Origin of the sequence: Colwellia sp. Bg11-12 (assembly GCF_014076955.1) — a bacterium.
GTDB lineage: Bacteria > Pseudomonadota > Gammaproteobacteria > Enterobacterales > Alteromonadaceae > Colwellia_A.
Map to the genome: position 1 here is coordinate 1 of NZ_JACGUZ010000028.1, position 1,013 is coordinate 1,013.

The 1,013-nt window shown below is 46.3% G+C and carries 1 protein-coding gene; it reads left to right on the forward strand.

The genetic code is table 11. From position 1 onward, the window contains the following. Positions 1-1,013, forward strand: a 1,013-nt coding sequence (locus tag H4J39_RS00485) for an AMP-binding protein (protein ID WP_182225503.1), incomplete at both ends; no start/stop codon positions are given.

Below are 1,013 nucleotides of genomic sequence, written 5' to 3' on the forward strand. Positions count from 1 at the left end.
TGGGCTTGGAATGCACCGTTAGTCTTTGATGCCTCGGTACAAGCGCTCACCCAACTTGCCTTTGGCGTCGAGTTGCATCTATTGACCGAAGAAATGCGCACAGACCCAGGTGCACTAGCCAGTTATATTGAGTCTGCCGAAATTGACATGCTTGATACCACACCATCGTTAGCTGAACTACTGGTAAAAGAATGTCAGTCACGTGACATTGAACTACCCAGCATGTTGATTGGCGGCGAAGCCATGCCAACCGAGCTATGGTCAACCCTGGCTCAGTATTACCAGCAACATGAATCTTTTGCCTTAAACGTATATGGTCCCACTGAGTGTACCGTTAACTCAACCTTTGCTGACATCGAGGTGAACAGTAAGCCCAATATTGGCCGGGGTTTACCTAATGTCAGCCTCTATGTCATGAATAACGCTCAGCAATTGCTGCCGGTAGGCGCAAAAGGTGAACTTTATATTGGTGGAGAAGGAGTGACCGCTGGTTACATCAATAATCCTGAACTTAACGCCGCAAGCTTCATCGATTCAGATGAGTTTGGCCGCTTGTATAAATCGGGTGACTTGGTTAGATGGAACCATAGTGGTCAGTTAGAGTTCATCGGACGTTCCGATTTTCAGGTCAAGTTACGAGGTTATCGTATCGAACTGGAAGAAATCGAAAATGTCGCCTTACAACACCCAATTGTAGATGAAGTGGCGGTACTGGTTAAAGACCAACAACTAGTCGCATACTTAGTACCAGATCAAGCACATGAAAGTCATATAAAATCTTTCCTTGAAACGCGCTTACCCGCTTATATGGTGCCCTCGCACATTGTGATGTTAGCGGAAATGCCGGTGACAGCGAATGGCAAACGTGATCGCAAAGCGCTACTGAGTATCGATGTAAGCACCGACACCACTAGATATCTGCCACCAGAAACGAAAATGGAGTTAGCCGTACAAGCCATCTGGAGTGAGTTATTAGGACAAGACAATATTAGCGTCGATGCCAACTTCTTTGA